The organism is Candidatus Lariskella endosymbiont of Hedychridium roseum, from assembly GCF_964020185.1.
GTDB lineage: Bacteria > Pseudomonadota > Alphaproteobacteria > Rickettsiales > Midichloriaceae > Lariskella.
In genome coordinates, this window is sequence record NZ_OZ026538.1 from 796268 (window position 1) to 814253 (window position 17986).

Below are 17986 nucleotides of genomic sequence, written 5' to 3' on the forward strand. Positions count from 1 at the left end.
GCATCAGGATGTGTAGCAGGAAGCAGGATTTGGAAAATCTTTTTGACTAATAACATTCCCATCCCTTCCAATCACCTTGCCACCACTTACAATCTTAACATAATCCTGTTGCTGAGCTGGCTGACCACCTGGCTTATTTTCCATTATTCTTATGTTATCGCTTTTAGTTTCAAACTTTATCCCTCCTCTAGGGTTAGTTTGGCTTTTAAATGAATCGGCCAACTTGCCTTCAGTTTTCACCAAATGCTCAGGAATCTTATCAATAACCTTTTTGTCAACCTTCCAACCAGCATTGTTTAGTGTATCATGTATTTTATCTCTATCGCCAGATCTAAGTGCTGAAGATAAATCCTGTTTTACACTTTCACTAAAGCGATGTTCACCAACATCTTTATAACCTGCTGTATCAGCAGATTTTCCACCACCCTCAAAGTCCTTATGTCCCTTGTTTGGCCCGCTAGCTTTGCTGAAAAGCTTTAAAGCCTTTTGCGGCAGCACCTGCAGTCGCATATTCTAAGAATTTCCGCTCTTCAAGGGTAGTGCCAGCTAAAAATGCTTCATAGGCGCTTTTTATAGAATCTGGAATTTTAGAGGTAGCATATTCAGATGCAGCATTTATATAATCAGCAATAATAGCAGCATTTTCTCTGAGGTGAGAAGCAAATCTCTTTTATATAATCAACATATGGTCTACTTATTATCCAAGTCTATAACCCATTTTCTATAACTGAAATATTGCTGAATTTTACTACAATCTTCAAGCCATACATCATACATAATTTCATGCTTTGAATTTGGCCACTTTGTACCATCTTTTGGCCAAATATATATGTAGTACCCACCACTTTCTGCTGTATCATCTTTTATCAAGATCTCACCATAAGGACTGTAATCTCCAGAAATGATTTTACCTATATATCCTACTTTCATCATTTCCCATTATTTATCATTACGTGATTATTTTGAGAGTTTTCACATAAAGATAGATAAGAACTGTTCTTGATATTGTTTGAATATTTGTGTAATAGTAAGAGCGCACCAAAGCTTGATGGATCCGTATACCATTGACTCTTTTTTAGAAACGATTTTAGTACGCCGTGTCATTCGGCCTAAATGATGTCGCGTGTTGCTATTATCTCTCTCGATACATACTGTGCCAGACTTTCCAATTGTATGACGCTCTTTGGGTAAAATTTTAGAAAAAGCATCCCAATCATCCGTATAAAAATGACATTCTTTCAGATGACTCACTTTTTGTAGAGCTTTTGGAATGTTGCAGTATCACGATTGCCTGTAACCCAGGCAACGGTTCTCCTTGTACTACGATCAACCGCTTTAATGATCCAAAGCTTGTTTTTTTTGAACCAATAAAATGCCACATCTCGTCGAATTCCATCTCCATAATATCCGAAGAGACAACTGGCTCCTGAGTCTTGCCCATCACCTCTACTACCCAGCGATAAATTATGGACGGCGAATGCCATAATATCTTGCCTAACATAGAAAAAGAGCCCATACCAAGACTATATAGCATAACGCATAATGCTTTCTTAACAGCTGTTTGAGGCTTCTTGCCCAGATCGCCCTCAACAAAATTTAGAACATGATCTGCACTTATAACGCTGTACACCCCTCACAATGCCATTCTTTACAAAGATATCAGAGCAACATCCCTTACAACAAACCATAAAACCACTCTTTAGTTTTTAAAAAAGTGATCATATCATACTTCTATCTAATTGTGAAAACTCTCAAATTGACAAAGTGGACTCTTAAATTTAAAATCTTCTCCGTCATTCCTTGGTAGAAGGGAGGATTTTAAGTGCAATTATCAATCAGTTTTATCTTGAGGTGCTGTGTCTAAGCGTCATAATAGAAAGTTCGGAATTAGCCGTAGGCTAGGGGCAAGTCTCTGGGGTTCTGTAAAAGACCCTGTAAACAACAATAAAAATTATCCGCCAGGTGTTCACGGTTCCATGGGATATAGAAAGCTCAGCGATTACGGAGAGCAGCTTAAAGCGAAGCAAAAGCTCAGGAAGTATTATGGAGATATTACTGAGAGCCAGTTCCGCGGCATATATGCAGAAGCGGTTAGAAGAAAGGGAGATACTGGGCAGAATTTAGTAGCTCTCCTTGAGTCTAGGCTTGATGCATTTATTTATAGAATGGGAGTTGTTCCTACTATATTTGCTGCGCGTCAGTTTGTGAACCATAAGCATGTCATGGTAAACGGAAAAGTGGTGAACATAGCTAGCTACAGACTTAAAGTAGGAGATGTTGTTGAAGTTAGAGAATGCTCAAAAAATCTTCTAATAATTCAATCTGCTTTGCAAAGCGTTGGATCTATTCCTGATTATATAGAGTTTGATCAAAGTAAATTATCTGGAAGATATGTAAGCACCTGTGCTTGAGGAAATTCCATATGCATTGCAGATGGAGCCACATCTTGTCATTGAATTTTACTCAAGATAATAGCTGATTTCACTTGCACGCCAAGAGTATGTAAATACTGCATATATATTGATGTATTATGTATACATGTGCATCACATTCTGCCTAGCTTTTTTGAAGTCTCACTTCGTATATACTGAATAAATGCTAAATCGTCATCTATCATGGGTAGATATTTAAGTAGCATGGACCTTACTAAGTCGCCTGCGTCATAACTTTCGAAGCGGAGGATTTATATTAGCTGCAAGCGATTATGGCGCCCCGAAAATCCAGCAGAAAAAGTGGTAAAATTGCCAAAAATCTTAAGGATTTTATGGTATATTTGCGAAGAAATTAATGAAGTAATACTTGGAAATCAGACCAAAAAGGGTTGCGCAAGAGGCTTTGTCGGCAGTACCTAAGTAGTATTTGCTAGGTACAGGACAAATGATATCTCAGGAAGTGAGCGCAGAGCTGCTGTCAAGCTCATTTTTGTACATTTAACTTTTCACAACAATTTATTTGCTTGCGCAAATCAATTTTTGACGGATGGGCTACATAATGAGCAATCTTTAATGCGCCAATTTTGAAATATAGCGAGTATATATAATGAATTCCATACTAAACACAGTCACTTTTCTCTGCATTGGAAGCTTTTTAGTCAGTGATAACTTATAATGTAGCATCCAATATCCAATCAAAACAACAAATATGACATCTAACCAAGTAGTAACTAGATTTGCTCCATCTCCTACGGGTTTCCTTCATGTCGGTGGGGCGCGTACTGCACTTTTTAACTGGCTTTTTAGCAAGTCTGTTGGTGGTAGATTTTTGCTTCGTATTGAAGATACTGATAAAGAAAGATCTACAAAGCAGGCTATTGATGCGATTTTGAGTGGAATGGAATGGCTTGGTCTATTTTGGGATGGAGAGTATGTGATGCAGTCTACCCGCGTAGAGCGTCACAGAGAAGTGGCTGAGATGATGCTTAGCATGGGGAAAGCTTACCGTTGCTATATGAGTCCACAAGAAATAGAAGATGCAAAAATACGTAATCCATCCATTAGGTTTCGTAGTGTATGGCGAGATAAAGATAGTAATGTTTCTAGTGGTAAATATACCATAAGACTAAAAGCACCGCTAAATGGCTCAACTGAAATGGAAGATGCCGTGCACGGAAGAGTTTCTGTGCCTAACGACAGCTTAGATGATATGGTTCTACTTAGGTCAGATGGGACTCCAACATACATGCTTGCTGTAGTTGTTGATGACTATGATTCTGGCGTAAATCATATTATTCGTGGGGATGATCATTTTACAAACACGTTTCGTCAGCTCCAGATATATGATACACTAGGCTGGCAAAGACCATCTTATGCACATATACCGCTAATACACGGTAGCGATGGTACTAAACTCTCAAAGCGGCATGGAGCTCTTGGAATAGATGTATACAGAGAAATGGGTTATCTACCAGAAGCTATGTGCAATTATTTGTTAAGGCTTGGTTGGGGCAAAGGAGATATAGAATTAATTACCAAAGAAGATGTGTCAGAAATCTTTCAGCTCTCTGACATTACTCACTCTCCAGCTAGATTTGATTTAGAAAAATTAAATTACGTTAATGCACATTATATCAAGCATAAAGACGATTTTGAGCTTCTAGGTTTACTCAAAGAAAGGTTGGAAAAAATCGGTTTGTTACTTGAAAACAGTTCTGTAAGTGATAAGATTTTATCCGGAATGCAACTAATCAAGACAAGAGCAAATACCTTGAAGCAATTAACAGACCTTGCATGTCTATATATTGAGAAAAAAAGTCCTACTGATCCAAGATCGCAAGAGTTGATCGATGCATATAGTGGATCTGAGCTTATACAGAAGCTTATTGCTGAATACACAGAGTGTAAACAGTGGGATGCTGGGAATTTGAAGTCAATTGGTGTGAATGTTGCGGTGATTTTATCCATAAAACCAGCACTAGTTATGCAAGTTTTGAGAGCATTTATTATTGCCACTTTTGAGTCACCAGGAATTTATGAATTTATGGAAGTTCTCGGAAAAGAGGAGGTATTGCGTAGAATTAATGAGTTAAAGTGATGCCTCAGATTATAGATAACACAATTGCATTAATATCAAAATTGCCTGGGCTTGGTCCGAGGTCTGCTAGAAGATTATTCATTTACCTACTACAAAACCCAGAAAAGATGATGCGTCTTTCAGAACTCTTTGCTAGTTCCTCTCAAGACATTAAAAGATGCGTAGAATGTAATAATTTTGATGATGTTTCGCCTTGTGGAATTTGCAGTGATATGGAGAGAGATGCTGAAGTGCTATGTGTTGTAGAGAGTATATCGGAACTTTGGGCGATAGAACGCAGCAAGCTGTATAACGGTCATTATCATGTACTTGGCGGTAATTTATCAATAATTGATAATCGTACTCCAGAAACTCTCAACATGTTTGCAATTAAAAATAAAGTTGTGGAGAAAGAGATCAAAGAAGTCATACTCGCCACAAACTCAACACTAGAGGGGCAAACAACCGCTCATTACATAGCAGAAATGCTAACTGGGCTCAATATAAAAATCACAAAACTGGCTCATGGAATTCCAATAGGTGCAGAATTAGAATATATGGATGATGGTACACTAAATGTTGCATTTCAACTTAGGCAGAATTTTTAATTTCACAAAGTCGCCTGCGTCATAACTCTAAAGGACATAGGATTTATCTTGATTGCAAGCAATTATGGTACGCATAAATCCAGCAGAAAAAGTGGTAAAATTGCCAAAAATCTTATGGATTTTGTTAAGTAATAATTTTTGCGTAGAAGTTAAATGCACAAAAATTAGCTTTTAGATCTGCCCTGCGCTAATTTTTGGATATATTAATTGGCTCTATGCTGTAAAATGCTACTTTCACAAAATCAGTAAGTTTTTTGCGCTTATTCTAACATTTTCTTACGGACTTAAAACACCATTTTATACAGCTTCTGAGACTTTTAGTGTGCGTATAAATTATCTGGTAAAGCATCGTGGTATAGAGCGGTAAACAAGAGGTGTCTTAGAATATAAATGTTTTACAGCCTCTTCTATTACTTTACTGTTCACTGTAATATTCAGAGTTGCTAATACTTTAGGTGTTGCTGCCCATATATATGCACTAAGCCCTTCTATTATACTTTGCACCTGATCAATGTTTGCAGATGCGCCGACAACTTCGTGTGGCTCTTACATTTAGTAAATTAAATTAGTTATTAAATGGAGATAAGCAATGAACTTAAATCAAAAAATCATCAAACCGAAACTAGGTTTACTTGAATTGGCAAAAAGCCTTGGTAGTATATAATCTGCATGTAAGGCAATGTGTTATAGTAGAGATAGCCATTACAGATTTAAAGAACTATATGAAACAGGATGAGAAGAAGCGCTATACGAGATAAGTCGCAAGAAGCCAATAATCGCTAATAGAGTAGATCCTGCAGTAGAAAAAGCAGTAGTTGATATGGCGATAGAGTACAGCATATGGACAACTTAGAGTATCAAATGAGCTGAAGAAGAGTGGTATACTTGTTTCTCCTGGAGGAGTAAGATCGATTTGGTTACGTAATGATTTGAATAATATCAATAAAAGATTGAAAGCCTTAGAAGCTAAGATGGCCCAAGATGGTATTATATTGACCGAAGCACAGCTGCAAGTACTAGAGAAACGCCGTAATGAAAAAGAAGCACATGGAGAAATTGAGACACAACATCCAGGTTATTTAGGTTGCCAAGGCACATATTATGTAGGCAATTTCAAAGGGATAGGAAAGGTTTATGCTCAGGTATTTATTGATAGCTACAGTAGATTTGCTGATGCTAAACTGTATACTGACAAAACTGCGATTACTGCTGCTGATATGCTAAATGATCGAGTGTTACCATGGTATGAGAGTCAAGGGATACCGATGCTTCGTATTCTTACAGATCGTGGAGGAGAATATAAGGGAAATATAGAACATCATGCTTTTGAGTTATTTCTCAGTATAGAAGGTATAGAGCATACAACAACTAAAGCATATTCACCTCAAACTAATGGTATGTGTGAACGTTTTAATAAAACTATAAAACAAGAATTCTTTGATACAGCTATGCGTAAAAAGATTTATACATCATTGGATGACTTGCAATTAGATCTTGATATTTGGTTAGAATATTTCAACAATGAAAGACCTCATTCTGGTAAATATTGTTATGGAAAAACACCTATGCAAACTTTTTTGGATAGTAAAAAGTTAGCTGTGGAAAAGAATAATGAAATCTTGTATCTCAGTTACATATCTGACAGTCAAAACTTAACTGACAAGCAGATATAAAATTTATGTAGTTATATGTGATATGGTTAACACCCTCGCCTTTAGGCGAACACTTTAGTATTAGTTATCTAGGAAATGTGCTAAGGGAGGACGAATGGAATATAGGAGATGATCCCACAGCCTATATGACCTAAAGTATCATATAGTATTTTGTACTAAGTATAGGTATAGAGTTTTAACTGGGCAAGTTGCGATTAGAACTAGGGAAGTAATCCGAGAAATATGTGCTGCTAATTACATAAATATAATTAGTGGTAGTATGAGTCCTGATCACGTACATATATTAGCATTGGTTCCGCCTAGTATATCAATATCTAAAGCTGTGCAATATATTAAAGGTATAAGTAGTCGTAAGTTGCTACAGGAATTTGCACTGCTCCGTAAGCGGTATTGTGGACAACATCTTTGGGCCAGAGGGTATTTTGTTGTGACAGTTGGCAATGTGAATTCAGAAGAAGTGCAAAAATATATAGAACAGCATGAGGAACATCACAAAAAAGATGATTTTAGAATATCAGAGTTTTAGCGTTTACGCTTTTAATCTGCTTTGCAAGCGTTACACAAACTACCGCGCTTTAGCCGGTAGTAATTGATGGCAACAGTAGAAGTAAAAATGACAGAATTATCGTAACATTTATTGAACGAGAATATTATGTTTAAAGACTAATCAACGCATTGAATACACGACCGTTTTTTAAAATCCATCTTAAAATATTGGATCATATAACATAATTATTTGATAAGAATTGGTTAAGTGTGGTAGGGTCGAGCAATGGCGCGGTAGAGTTTTATTATCCCCCGTTTCCATCGCCCGCCTCGTCAAACGTAGCGTACAGATTTCCCGTACTACGCTTTCCTGATAACTTCTTATCAAAGCTTATGGCCTATCTGCTGTTGTTGCTTTCACAGGCCTGTAATATCGAATTTGGTAGTCGTTATACAATCCCACCTTCTCATACAAATACCTCTTACTCCACCTTGCCCAGCCGAAACCTTGTAATCTTCGCGACTTCATTAAATGACGTCTCACTTTCTTCTCTACCCAGTCCTTTACATATCCAAAACAACGGCTAGAGTTGCCAATCCTAAAGTAGTTTATCCAGCCTCGTAATATCGGGTTGATAAGTTCTGTTACTCTATCAACTGGTTGCGATACATATCTGCTGAATATTTCTTTTAGTTTCTTTAATAAAGCAGTGCGTGCTTTCATTCTAGGCGTCTTACGGATTCCAATTTTACCTTGTTTAGTTTTTACTCGTCTAAAATCAAAACCCAAAAAGCTAAATGTTTCACCATTCTTCAGATCGACTGTCTTTGTCTTCTCTTCGTTTAGTGTGACATTTATTTTCAACAGTTCTTGTCTTAGCCTTATATTGATTGCTCTCTCTAACCACTGCCATTTCTTATAGCCGTCAATTAGTATGATCAGATCATCAGCCCATCTAGCATATTCTATGTGCTCATAGCCATCTCTTAGCTTGCTCACTGCTTTTGCTCTTTCCAGCATCTTATCTACCTCATTTAGATAGACGTTGCTTAAAAGGGGTGATAGCGGTCCACCTTGCGATATTCCTCTCTTCCCTCCTGCTTTGACTATCAGTTTTAGTAGCCTCATGACATCTCTGTCATTGACTCGCTCTGCTACCTTTTTAAATAGCTCTGCGTGAGCAATCGTGTCAAAGTAAGAGTGTAGGTCTATATCTATTACTCTTGTCTTGCCTTTAATTGCCGCTACCGTAACTCTTTCTATAGCTTCAGCTGCAGTTCGTTTAGGACGATATCCATATGACCCAGGTTGAAAATCAGCTTCAAATATTGGTTCTAAAATGAGTTTTAGTGCTACCTCTACAACTCTATCTTTGATAGTCGGAATAGATAACTTTCTCATCTTGTTCCCATTATCCTTAGGGATTGCTTGAACCCTTTTCCTTTCAGGATGGTAGGTCCTCGCTTGCAATTCTGTTTGTATGCTTGCTAGAAATTGTTCAACTCCAACTGATTCTATCATTTCAAAGGTAACTCCGTCTATTCCAGGAGCTCCCTTGTTATCTTTAGTCAGCTTGTAAGCTTCCCTTAACGTTTCTATTTTACACACATGTACATATAATCCCCAAAATCGCCATTGCTTCTCAGCTTTAGCTTTGGTATATATCTTCCTTCTCAGGTCTTGTAATTCTATAGACGTTTTTATCATTTCGTCTTTACCTCCCTTGTTGTTGGAACAGTATTATCAGTAGGGTGCCTTCACTCCACAGCCATTACACTGCTTCTTCGCTAATACACACCCATCCGCCATCCTCTCATCTTTGACTCATTTCCTAGTGTTTCTAGTTATAGAATCTACCTTGCTCCGAGAAATTTCTTCTCGGGATGAGGAGGACTTCTCCAGTCGCTTTGTATGTCCTTATTATCATGCTGCCACTACCACCCCGCTGAAGTGTCCAACTGTATCAGTTAGTTTTCAGTTGAACATACTGCCTTCACTACACGGTCGTTAGCTCGGCCTTCAGGGCTACTCATTTTCGAGGCCACCTATGTGTTCGCTTTCGCTGCGGCCTGATAATTTGCTCTTACCCTATAGGTAAGTTTGTCGATGGGTTTCACATCTTGATTTCTCGCAACGTGCCATCCTAGCTATAGGTCTCTAACTTCTAACCCAGTAGGACTTGCACCTACTGTACATACCAGTTTCTCTGGACACACAACCGCGCATGATCGCAAATCGAGTTTAGAACACAAATTAAAAAGCATAACTAACTATCAAATTTGTATTGATATTGCATCCCTTTAGTGTAACCTGCTATCTTAGGGTGTGTTTGTGTGGATATGATAGAATTACTATTTAATCTGATTTGTGTTTGATGTGTTTATACACTAAACAACCTTGTTTATGCGTGTCTCTAATTATTGATGCTTTTTGCTAAGCTATAACTTGTAAATTTGCTATTTTTGCCTATGGATAATACGGTTTACAGTACACTTACAAACCAAGTAGGGATATTGGATAATATACAGTTAACAACCAACAATATGGCAAATGCAGGGACTGTTGGCTTTAAGCAAGACAAAATGTTATTCAAGCAATTTTTAACTAACGACGTACTCGATAAAACAACTTTCCCAAATGATGCAAGTACGATTGTACTATTTCAAGAAGGTGTTTTTAAGCCTACAAAGCAGCCATTTGATCTGGCTATAGCTGGCAGAGGTTTCTTTGCTCTGCAAACTCCTGAGGGTGTGCGTTATACAAGAAACGGTAGTTTTACCATAAATTCTGATGGTACTCTCGTAAATAAAGATGGTCATCCTGTGCTCACTTCTGAGGGTGACACAATAGCTTTTGATGTAACAGATAATCCGCCTTCTATAATGGAAAACGGTAGAGTGATGGCAAATGACCAAGAAAGGGGAAATATAGCTGTAGTAGATTTTCCAGATCTACATTTTGTCAGAAAAAGTGGAAATAATATGTTTTTCTCAGATATGCCTGCTTTTCCTGCAGAAAATTTTAGAGTGATTCAAGGAACATTGGAACAGTCCAACACAGTGCCTGTCACTGAAATGGCAAGAATGCTTGAACTGAATAATCAAATGCAGGCTGCAAATAATATGATTAACAATAACTATAGACTCTCACAAGGAGTTTATAAAGCTATGAGTAAACAAGGAGGTTAAAGCTTATGCCACAAAATTCACCAGTTGCAGCAACAGCATTAATGGCAATTAGTGATGCTATGCGAAATGTTACGAATAACTTAGCGAATTATAACACTACTGCTTATAAGAGCAGTGAGTTTGAATTTGCTGATTTAACCTATCAGAGTTCTCAAAGACTTGGAATTACAGCAACAGATGGCGTACCAAATATGATACAGCTTGGAAGAGGTGTAACAGTTTCTAGCATAACGAAGAATTTTGCTCAGGGTCCACTCAATAAAGCAGATAGTCCTTATCACATAGCGATAGATGGTATTGGATTTATTTCAGTGATATTGCCAGATGGAAGAATAGCATATACTAGAAATGGTGCTCTGAGTCGTAATAACTTGGGTCGCATAGTTGCTTCTGATAAATATGAATTGGAAGCACAGATAGAGATTCCACTGGAAAGTAAAGACCTGACAATCGCAGAAGATGGGCAGGTATGGGTCACATTGCCAAATCAACAGGAACCTCAGCCTGTTGGGCAAATCTTACTAACAAGGTTTATAAATCCTGCAGGTCTGGAAGCTATAGGTGATAACCTTTATATGCCGACTGACGCTTCAGGTGACCCTCAAGAGGGAACTGCAAACGAAGATAATTATGGAAAAATAAGGCAGTATTTCTTAGAAGGGTCAAATGTGAATAGTATAAAAGCTCTTCTTTCTATGTTGGATTTGCAACAAATTCATAGCATGGTGCTTAATTGCTTAAATGGCGGTTACCAAGCTGAGAAAGGATTGATAGAGATAAAGGTATAATCCTTCTCTCTTGCATAGAATATGTTTGAATATTTTTATACGATTGCGGTATGAAGCTGTTTTGTTTAAATACTCAAAAAAATGATGAGCAGTTGTGTGGTGATAGTTGTGTTTTATATACTGTGCAGTTCCTCACACTACGCGTGCTTTTGCTGTTTTTTTGTTATATTTCTTTTGCATATACTACATGTTTTGGAAGTTCGCTTACTGATATAGAATCGCTTCTTGAGATTAAGCTGGAAGAGTCAGGAATTAGAGGGCCATTAATAGTAAAGTTTAAAGATATTAGAGCGTTACCGAAAAATGCGGATTTTGAGTTAGTTTCTTTTGACATGAACAGTGGAAAGACTACAGAAGTAATTCTAGATGTTGGTGGTATGCACTACAAGGTATTTGCAACATTTGAAAACGCAAGACACCTGGTTGTGCCTCTTTCTACTATACACCACGGTGCGATAATTACAGAATCTGATCTGGCGCTTGCTAAGTTTCCAGTGTCACGTTACAGAGGAGAATATGCTTCATCTAAAGATTTACTGCTTGGTAGAAAGACAAAAAAGGTATTAGCAGCAAATAAGCCTATTCGGATGAGTGATGTGAAAAGTATTCCGGTAGTTAAGAGCGGAGAAAATGTGAATATATTATATCACAAGGGAGCTCTTACAATAGAAGCTACTGGCGTGGCGCTTGAGGATGGCGGGAAAAATGAAGTAATAAGAGTAAGGAATGATGACACAAATAAAACATTAAGCGGTAGAGTGCTGAAAAGTAAGGTTGTATTGGTGGAATAGATTTTTATATATTGTGGTTATGAAGCAATTAGTTAAATTGAAAGTTAGGCGCATCGCTTTTGTGAGTGTGATTTTTGTGTCTTCACAGCTTATTGCTGGATGTAGCTCTATGATTGATAAACTAAAGAATGTTGGCAATGCACCTGCATTTCATGAAGTCAATGTTAAAGATCAAGAGAAAAACAATAACGCTGCAAAGGCTCAACTTATAGCTCATCCACAAGTTCTAGTAGTAGATTCAGATGTTAGAAGTGTTAATTCTCTTTGGAGACCAGGGTCAAGAACATTTTTTAGAGATCAGCGCGCAAGAGCTGTTGGAGATATTGTAAAGGTTAAAATAAACATTCAAGATAGAGCCAAGCTCGATAACAAAATAGATAAGAGCAGAGCTGCGGATTCTGATATGGGAATTCCAAACTTCTTTGGGCTTGAAAAGAGTATAAATTCGAAAAAACTAATTGGTACCAGCTCTTCAGATACAAGTTCTGGTCATGGTAAGATAGACAGGAAAGAAGACATGACAACTACCATTGCAGCAACTGTTGTACGCATACTACCAAGTGGAAATTTACTTATACAAGGATCTCAAGAGATCCGTGTAAATCTTGAGCTAAGAGAGGTGACTATTAATGGTATAGTACGCCCAGAAGATATTAGTAGTGATAATGCAATAAATCTAGATCAAATTGCAGAAGCAAGGTTATCTTATGGTGGTAGAGGCCAAATTTCGGATTATCAGCAAGACAGATACGGCAAACAGGTGCTTGATATAATATCTCCTTTCTAATTTTATGGCACTGCGCTAGCTTTATTGCAAAAGAAGCGTTGCATAACTCAATTTCTGATGACGCCCGGTGCGTCGCTTCAATGCTAAAGGTCGCGTTAGTATATTAGAATACATGCCTCCTTTGCGCGTCTCAAGGGCCCCCGTACCATTCACTCCTCACAAATAGGTTCTGCAAGAGATCTATTATGATATGCAGCGCGATTATGTAATAAGCTTCACTTTCGGCAACAATTTATTTGCGCAGTAAATCGATTTTTGACTAACAGACTATATATTCACATGCAAGTCCTAAAAGCCAAGAGTTTTACAAGGACTTCGTGCGAATATTCTCAAAGCCGCACCATGCATATAAGCTTTCTTAGCAATTTTACTATCCTTTAAAGGAAGAATAAATCGCAACTTAGCGGAATAATTCACAAATTCTCCATAAAAATCTTCAAATATTTAATTGACTAGAGCAGATCAATTTGTTTACAATGTGCATCCAACATCAATTACTACCGGCTAAAGCGCGGTAGTTTGTGTAACGCTTGCAAAGCAGGTTAAAAGCGTAAACGCTAAAACTCTGATATTCTAAAATCATCTTTTTTGTGATGTTCCTCATGCTGTTCTATATATTTTTGCACTTCTTCTGAATTCACATTGCCAACTGTCACAACAAAATACCCTCTGGCCCAAAGATGTTGTCCACAATACCGCTTACGGAGCAGTGCAAATTCCTGTAGCAACTTACGACTACTTATACCTTTAATATATTGCACAGCTTTAGATATTGATATACTAGGCGGAACCAATGCTAATATATGTACGTGATCAGGACTCATACTGCCACTAATTATATTTATGTAATTAGCAGCACATATTTCTCGGATTACTTCCCTAGTTCTAATCGCAACTTGCCCAGTTAAAACTCTATACCTATACTTAGTACAAAATACTATATGATACTTTAGGTCATATAGGCTGTGGGATCATCTCCTATATTCCATTCGTCCTCCCTTAGCACATTTCCTAGATAACTAATACTAAAGTGTTCGCCTAAAGGCGAGGGTGTTAACCATATCACATATAACTACATACAATGCCAATTACTTCAATAAAGCGGCAAAAATATGCGGTTTTCTCTTTATTATCAAGAGTTGCCAGCTAAAATAGAGATATTTAAAACTAATACGCGCAACGATCCCTACATTCATCGCATATTAATGTATTTTCAGGAATTTACTTATGAAACGCACAGAAGAGACCATAGAATTATGTTATATCTCCAGAGCTATTAAATGATGAGCAATTTTTCTTCCATATTTTGAAGCTAGGAGATGCTGAAATTCTAATCACTTTCTTTGATGCTGCTTCGAAAAATGAAGTAAGTATTAAAAAAAATGAGAGTTTTCACATAAAGATAGATAAGAGCTGTTCTTGATATTGTTTGAATATTTGTGTAATAGTAAGAGCGCACCAAAGCTTGATGGATCTGTATACCATTGACTCTTTTTTAGAAACGATTTTAGTGCGCCGTGTCATTCGGCATAAATGATGTCGCGTGTTGCTATTATCTCTCTCGATACATACTGTGCCAGACTTTCCAATTGTATGACGCTCTTTGGGTAAAATTTTAGAAAAAGCATCCCAATCATCCGTATAAAAACGACATTCTTTCAGATGACTCACTTTGTTGTAGAGCTTTTGGAATGTTGCAGTATCACGATTGCCTGTAACCCAGGCAACTGTTCTCCTTGTACTACGATCAACTGCCTTAATGATCCAAAGCTTGTTTTTTTTGAACCAATAAAATGCCACATCTCGTCGAATTCCATCTCCATAATATCCGAAGAGACAACTGGCTCCTGAGTCTTGCCCATCGCCTCTACTACCCAGCGATAAATTATGGACGGCGAATGCCATAATATCTTGCATAACATAGAAAAAGAGCCATTACCAAGACTATATAGCATAACGCATAATGCTTTCTTAACAGCTGTTTGAGGCTTCTTGCCCAGATCGCCCTTAACAAAATTTAGAAAGCATGATCTGCACTTATAACGCTGTACACCCCTCACAATGCCATTCTTTACAAAGATATCAGAGCAACATCCCTTACAACAAACCATAAAACCACTCTTTAGTTTTTAAAAAAGTGATCATATCATACTTCTATCTAATTGTGAAAACTCTCGAATTGTATATGTTTTTTAGTTCAGAAGTAAAAGTAATAGACATTATAAAAAACGAGCATGGCAAAATGTGGATTTATGATACATCAAAAGAGAGGTGTCTATCATTTAAAGATCCGAGGCTTGGTAGATTATCTAGGCAGAGCTGTATAATGCTCGCTGATGTAGACAAAATAGTATTCGATTATCAAAAATCAATTTTATCTGCTCTTTATATAAACACAGGACCAAAAAAGGTATTGATGATAGGTCTTGGCGGTGGAACACTAGCAAAAGCAATTCTTGCTTTGCTACCTGATGTCACGCTTGACATAGTTGAGATAAATAGTGACATGCCATACGTAGCGAAACAATACTTTTTCTTCAATGCTACTGAGAAAACTAACATAGTCATTATGGACGGAGCGGAATTTATCAGACACAAAGCGCAGCAGTATAGCAAACAGGGTTACGATTTTATAATAATGGATGCATTTGATCAAGATTATATACCTGATCATTTTTTAAAAAAAGAGTTTGTAATGCAACTAAAGGAAATTATGAGAGATGGTGGCATACTTGCAGTTAACACATTTACAAGTAGCAAACACTATGAAAGAGAAACAGAGCTATATCATGCGATTTTCGGTAAATTCTGGAGCTTAAGTACTCAAAATCGTGTGATACTTGCAACAAAAGAGCCATTACTTAATATGGACATTATTTCGATGAATGCCAAGCTTTGGAGAGAAAAGTTTAGTAGTTTAGATATTGACTCAGACTTGTTGTTGAAAAAATTCACTATAGAATAGCTATTTCAGCTAAATTATTTGCAATTATATCTATTTTAGATGGAAATTATGGATCAATTTTCTTATAAGAAAGATTATAAAATGAAATGGCAAAGCTATATATAAATTTATTTCTTCTTAGTGTTGGTATAAGTTAAAGTGCTGTATAAGTCAGACATTAGAGCTTGAAATATGAGAGATATCAAAGAAATGACATCACAACCTCAATTAAACAAAGAAAAGTTTTTTAGAAAGTTTCCAATTATCAGATTTGGAGATTTTATTTTGCGTGAGCTTATGCTTGCTGATAACATTAGGTATTATCAGCTTCTTTCGGATCCAAATGTGAGTCAATATTTATCTGATGAAGATATCCCTCGCTCTCCTGAAGCTGCAATAGAAGAAATAAAATTTTGGAGTTCGTTATTTTACATGAAACATTCTATTTATTGGTGTATAGCAGAAGCAAAGACAAACAACTTAATAGGTACTATAGGTTTTAACAGCTGGAGCTTCTACAACAATAGAGCTGAAATAAGCTATGAGCTTATGAGTCAATATTGGAGAAGAGGAATTATGAGTGCTACTATGTCACAAGTGCTTGATTTTGCCTTCACAAATATGCAAATCCACAGAATGGAAGCAAAAACCATGACGCATAACATTGCATCGCAAAAATTTCTAGAAAAGCATGGCTTTACTCGCGAAGCACTCATGAAAGCATACAGGAAAGTCAGAGGAGAGTTTGTCGATATAGAAACTTATGTATTGTTTAAGAACGATTGGTTAAGGCAATGATTTGTAGAAGTCAAGATTTGATCTTACAGACAGTTATAAATTTTATATCTGCTTGTCAGTTAAGTTTTGACTGTCAGATATGTAACTGAGATACAAGATTTCATTATTCTTTTCCACAGCTAACTTTTTACTATCCAAAAAAGTTTGCATAGGTGTTTTTCCATAACAATATTTACCAGAATGAGGTCTTTCATTGTTGAAATATTCTAACCAAATATCAAGATCTAATTGCAAGTCATCCAATGATGTATAAATCTTTTTACGCATAGCTGTATCAAAGAATTCTTGTTTCATAGTTTTATTAAAACGTTCACACATACCATTAGTTTGAGGTGAATATGCTTTAGTTGTTGTATGCTCTATACCTTCTATACTGAGAAATAACTCAAAAGCATGATGTTCTATATTTCCCTTATATTCTCCTCCACGATCTGTAAGAATACGAAGCATCGGTATCCCTTGACTCTCATACCATGGTAACACTCGATCATTTAGCATATCAGCAGCAGTAATCGCAGTTTTGTCAGTATACAGTTTAGCATCAGCAAATCTACTGTAGCTATCAATAAATACCTGAGCATAAACCTTTCCTATCCCTTTGAAATTGCCTACATAATATGTGTCTTGGCAACCTAAATAACCTGGATGTTGTGTCTCAATTTCTCCATGTGCTTCTTTTTCATTACGGCGTTTCTCTAGTACTTGCAGCTGTGCTTCGGTCAATATAATACCATCTTGGGCCATCTTAGCTTCTAAGGCTTTCAATCTTTTATTGATATTATTCAAATCATTACGTAACCAAATCGATCTTACTCCTCCAGGAGAAACAAGTATACCACTCTTCTTCAGCTCATTTGATACTCTAAGTTGTCCATATGCTGTACTCTATCGCCATATCAACTACTGCTTTTTCTACTGCAGGATCTACTCTATTAGCGATTATTGGCTTCTTGCGACTTATCTCGTATAGCGCTTCTTCTCCTCCTGTTTCATATAGTTCTTTAAATCTGTAATAGCTATCTCTACTATAACACATTGCCTTACATGCAGACTATATACTACCAAGGCTTTTTGCCAATTCAAGTAAACCTAGTTTCGGTTTGATGATTTTTTGATTTAAGTTCATTGCTTATCTCCATTTAATAACTAATTTAATTTACTAAATGTAAGATAAAATGTCGACTAATACAGATAAATACATAAAAAAACCTTGCCAATTCCTTGTATACCGCAGGTAAATAAAGAGTTGGCATTTCATATCTTGATACGAAGCTATATTTTAAAAAGAACCAAAAAGAACGCAATGAGCATATGTATAATCACACATAACAAGCGATCTTTAGGCGCAAATTTTTGAAATATAGCTATTCCATCCGCCAAAAATTGATATACGCAAACAAATAAATTTTTGTG

The 17986-nt window shown here is 36.8% G+C and carries 15 protein-coding genes and 5 pseudogenes; 11 read left to right on the plus strand and 9 right to left on the minus strand.

Annotated features, from left to right (window positions below):
• Positions 1 to 3: 3 nt before the first annotated feature.
• The 4 genes from AACK98_RS04050 to AACK98_RS04065 all read right to left on the minus strand — a co-directional run bounded on the left by AACK98_RS04050 (position 4) and on the right by AACK98_RS04065 (position 1630).
• Positions 4 to 510, minus strand: coding sequence for a hypothetical protein (locus tag AACK98_RS04050; protein ID WP_339040177.1), 507 nt, complete (start codon positions 508 to 510; stop codon positions 4 to 6).
• Positions 511 to 690: 180 nt separating this feature from the next.
• Positions 691 to 930 carry a hypothetical protein gene (locus AACK98_RS04055; RefSeq protein WP_339040179.1) on the minus strand — a complete coding sequence of 80 codons (240 nt, stop codon included), beginning with the start codon at positions 928 to 930 and terminating at the stop codon, positions 691 to 693.
• A gap of 42 nt (positions 931 to 972) precedes the next feature.
• Positions 973 to 1251, minus strand: a complete 279-nt coding sequence (locus AACK98_RS04060; RefSeq protein WP_339040181.1) for an IS1 family transposase — start codon at positions 1249 to 1251, stop codon at positions 973 to 975.
• The gene (locus AACK98_RS04065; protein WP_339040183.1) at positions 1214 to 1630 is read right to left on the minus strand and encodes a hypothetical protein; all 417 of its coding nucleotides are present in this window, start codon (positions 1628 to 1630) and stop codon (positions 1214 to 1216) included. Before AACK98_RS04065 ends, AACK98_RS04060 begins: the two co-directional genes overlap by 38 nt.
• A 226-nt stretch (positions 1631 to 1856) precedes the next feature.
• On the opposite strand from AACK98_RS04065, the pseudogene rpsD reads away from it, so the two are divergent.
• From rpsD to tnpA (AACK98_RS04090), 5 genes and pseudogenes are all read left to right on the plus strand, one after another.
• Positions 1857 to 2472: pseudogene (rpsD, locus tag AACK98_RS04070) on the plus strand (30S ribosomal protein S4).
• Positions 2473 to 3141: 669 nt separating this feature from the next.
• On the plus strand, positions 3142 to 4530 hold the full coding sequence (gene gltX / locus AACK98_RS04075) for a glutamate--tRNA ligase (RefSeq protein WP_339040185.1): 1389 nt from the start codon (positions 3142 to 3144) through the stop codon (positions 4528 to 4530).
• Positions 4530 to 5117 carry a recombination mediator RecR gene (recR, locus tag AACK98_RS04080; RefSeq protein ID WP_339040187.1) on the plus strand — a complete coding sequence of 196 codons (588 nt, stop codon included), beginning with the start codon at positions 4530 to 4532 and terminating at the stop codon, positions 5115 to 5117. Before gltX ends, recR begins: the two co-directional genes overlap by 1 nt.
• 679 nt (positions 5118 to 5796) lie before the next feature.
• A pseudogene (locus AACK98_RS04085) lies at positions 5797 to 6790 on the plus strand (IS481 family transposase).
• A gap of 124 nt (positions 6791 to 6914) precedes the next feature.
• Positions 6915 to 7316: pseudogene (gene tnpA, locus AACK98_RS04090) on the plus strand (IS200/IS605 family transposase); the annotation flags it as partial.
• Positions 7317 to 7667: 351 nt separating this feature from the next.
• On the opposite strand, the gene ltrA reads toward tnpA (AACK98_RS04090), so the two are convergent.
• Positions 7668 to 8984 (minus strand): group II intron reverse transcriptase/maturase, encoded by a 1317-nt coding sequence (gene ltrA / locus AACK98_RS04095; protein ID WP_339040189.1) that lies wholly within the window; start codon positions 8982 to 8984, stop codon positions 7668 to 7670.
• A gap of 761 nt (positions 8985 to 9745) precedes the next feature.
• Between ltrA and AACK98_RS04100 the strand changes: the two genes are divergently transcribed.
• The 4 genes from AACK98_RS04100 (at position 9746) to flgH (ending at position 12831) form a co-directional block, all read left to right on the plus strand.
• A complete protein-coding gene (locus AACK98_RS04100; protein ID WP_339040191.1) occupies positions 9746 to 10465 on the plus strand; it encodes a flagellar hook-basal body complex protein in 720 nt (239 codons plus the stop codon).
• Between the two features lie 5 nt (positions 10466 to 10470).
• A complete protein-coding gene (locus tag AACK98_RS04105) occupies positions 10471 to 11253 on the plus strand; it encodes a flagellar hook-basal body complex protein (RefSeq protein WP_339040193.1) in 783 nt (260 codons plus the stop codon).
• Between the two features lie 149 nt (positions 11254 to 11402).
• On the plus strand, positions 11403 to 12044 hold the full coding sequence (gene flgA / locus AACK98_RS04110) for a flagellar basal body P-ring formation chaperone FlgA (protein WP_339040194.1): 642 nt from the start codon (positions 11403 to 11405) through the stop codon (positions 12042 to 12044).
• A gap of 19 nt (positions 12045 to 12063) precedes the next feature.
• Entirely contained in the window at positions 12064 to 12831 is a 768-nt protein-coding gene (gene flgH, locus AACK98_RS04115) for a flagellar basal body L-ring protein FlgH (protein WP_339040198.1), read from the plus strand.
• A 557-nt stretch (positions 12832 to 13388) separates the two neighbouring features.
• Here the strand turns inward: flgH and tnpA (AACK98_RS04120) are convergent.
• The 3 genes and pseudogenes from tnpA (AACK98_RS04120) to AACK98_RS04130 all read right to left on the minus strand — a co-directional run.
• Positions 13389 to 13790: pseudogene (gene tnpA / locus AACK98_RS04120) on the minus strand (IS200/IS605 family transposase); the annotation flags it as partial.
• Positions 13791 to 14223: 433 nt separating this feature from the next.
• Positions 14224 to 14595: an IS1 family transposase gene (locus AACK98_RS04125; protein ID WP_339042581.1), complete on the minus strand. Its 372-nt coding sequence runs from the start codon at positions 14593 to 14595 to the stop codon at positions 14224 to 14226.
• The gene (locus AACK98_RS04130) at positions 14499 to 14942 is read right to left on the minus strand and encodes a hypothetical protein (protein ID WP_339040200.1); all 444 of its coding nucleotides are present in this window, start codon (positions 14940 to 14942) and stop codon (positions 14499 to 14501) included. Before AACK98_RS04130 ends, AACK98_RS04125 begins: the two co-directional genes overlap by 97 nt.
• A 53-nt stretch (positions 14943 to 14995) precedes the next feature.
• Between AACK98_RS04130 and AACK98_RS04135 the strand changes: the two genes are divergently transcribed.
• Both AACK98_RS04135 and AACK98_RS04140 read left to right on the plus strand, forming a co-directional pair.
• A complete protein-coding gene (locus tag AACK98_RS04135) occupies positions 14996 to 15796 on the plus strand; it encodes a fused MFS/spermidine synthase (RefSeq protein WP_339040202.1) in 801 nt (266 codons plus the stop codon).
• 171 nt (positions 15797 to 15967) lie between these two features.
• Complete coding sequence (locus AACK98_RS04140) at positions 15968 to 16573, plus strand: GNAT family protein (protein ID WP_339040204.1); 606 nt, start codon at positions 15968 to 15970, stop codon at positions 16571 to 16573.
• 42 nt (positions 16574 to 16615) lie between these two features.
• Here the strand turns inward: AACK98_RS04140 and AACK98_RS04145 are convergent.
• A pseudogene (locus AACK98_RS04145) lies at positions 16616 to 17609 on the minus strand (IS481 family transposase).
• Positions 17610 to 17986: the final 377 nt, after the last annotated feature.

Coding starts and splice junctions, on each gene's coding strand:
- AACK98_RS04050 (WP_339040177.1), bottom strand. CDS start 510: ATGCGACTGCAGGTGCTGCCGCAAAAGGCTTTAAAGCTTTTCAGCAAA.
- AACK98_RS04130 (WP_339040200.1), bottom strand. CDS start 14,942: ATGGTTTGTTGTAAGGGATGTTGCTCTGATATCTTTGTAAAGAATGGC.
- flgH (WP_339040198.1), top strand. CDS start 12,064: ATGAAGCAATTAGTTAAATTGAAAGTTAGGCGCATCGCTTTTGTGAGT.
- ltrA (WP_339040189.1), bottom strand. CDS start 8,984: ATGATAAAAACGTCTATAGAATTACAAGACCTGAGAAGGAAGATATAT.
- recR (WP_339040187.1), top strand. CDS start 4,530: ATGCCTCAGATTATAGATAACACAATTGCATTAATATCAAAATTGCCT.
- gltX (WP_339040185.1), top strand. CDS start 3,142: ATGACATCTAACCAAGTAGTAACTAGATTTGCTCCATCTCCTACGGGT.
- AACK98_RS04100 (WP_339040191.1), top strand. CDS start 9,746: ATGGATAATACGGTTTACAGTACACTTACAAACCAAGTAGGGATATTG.
- AACK98_RS04055 (WP_339040179.1), bottom strand. CDS start 930: ATGAAAGTAGGATATATAGGTAAAATCATTTCTGGAGATTACAGTCCT.
- AACK98_RS04105 (WP_339040193.1), top strand. CDS start 10,471: ATGCCACAAAATTCACCAGTTGCAGCAACAGCATTAATGGCAATTAGT.
- AACK98_RS04140 (WP_339040204.1), top strand. CDS start 15,968: ATGAGAGATATCAAAGAAATGACATCACAACCTCAATTAAACAAAGAA.